The organism is Pseudomonas sp. HMWF006, assembly GCF_003061205.1.
GTDB classification, from domain to species: Bacteria; Pseudomonadota; Gammaproteobacteria; order Pseudomonadales; family Pseudomonadaceae; genus Aquipseudomonas; species Aquipseudomonas monsensis.
In genome coordinates, this window is the sequence record NZ_QAIU01000010.1 from 1 (window position 1) to 1107 (window position 1107).

The 1107-nt window shown below is 62.3% G+C and carries 1 protein-coding gene; it reads right to left on the bottom strand.

Annotation, left to right across the window (positions count from 1 at the left end):
• Positions 1-96: 96 nt before the first annotated feature.
• Complete coding sequence (locus tag DBR24_RS00230; protein ID WP_128613536.1) at positions 97-1047, bottom strand: glucokinase; 951 nt, start codon at positions 1045-1047, stop codon at positions 97-99.
• Between the last annotated feature and the right edge of the window lie 60 nt (positions 1048-1107).

Consider the following 1107-nt stretch of genomic DNA (forward strand, 5'->3'; position numbering starts at 1 on the left):
CGCTGGCAAGCCAGCTCCCACAAGGTCTTGTACACATCCTGAGAATGTCTTGAATCCTGTGGGAGCTGGCTTGCCAGCGATGAAAGCGACTAGGTATCAAGCCTGTTCGAGGGCCACACCCGCACCGACCAGCCCCGAATACGGCGCTGTCACCAGCCACACCGGAATGCCTTTGAAGTAATCACTCATGCACCCCTTGTCAGCAAAGCTGCGGGCGAAACCGCTTTCGAGGAAGAAATCGGCAAAGCGTGGAATCACACCGCCAACGATATACACCCCGCCACGTGCACCCGTGGTCAACACGTTGTTACCCGCGACGCGTCCGAGCCAGCAGCAGAACTGCTCCAGCACTTCCAGCGCAATCGGATCACCCGCAAGGCCAGCTGCCGTAATCGCTTCCGGCGTGTCGAGTACGGGCTCGTGGCCATCCACCGCGCAGATCGCCCGGTACACCCGCGGCAAGCCGCCACCGCTCAACGCGGTTTCCGCGCTGACATGGCCGATTTCGTTGTGGATGTGCTGCCAGAGTTGAGTTTCACGCGGGCTGCTCAACGGCAGATCGACGTGACCGCCCTCCCCCGGCAACGCTGCGAAACGACCTTCACCGAGATCCAGCAACGTGCCGACGCCAAGGCCAGTGCCCGGACCGATCACCACCGCCGGACGCAACGGCTCCGGCGTGCCTTCGCAAACCACGCGGAATTCGCCCGGCTGCAAGCGGGTCATGCCCAGCGCCATCGCCGAGAAGTCATTGACCAGCAACAACTGCTCGACCTGCAAGGTCTGGCAGAACGCCGTACGGCTCAGGCGCCAGTGGTTGTTGGTGAACTTGAATTCATCGCCACTGACCGGACCGGCCACCGACAGGCACACCGAACCGATCGAACCCGGCGCCAGACCGAGGCCGCTCAGATAGAGGCTGATGGCCTCCTCCGGTCTGGCATGGTCGGCCGTGGCCAGCACTTGAACCGATTCCAGTTGCTGGTTTTTCCACAACGCGAACCGCGCGTTGGTGCCTCCGATGTCACCGACCAAAGCCAGTTTCAATTAAGCGTCTCCAGGGCAGAAGTGAAGGCGCTGGCGCCCTGCTCCGCCGAGCTGAAGGCC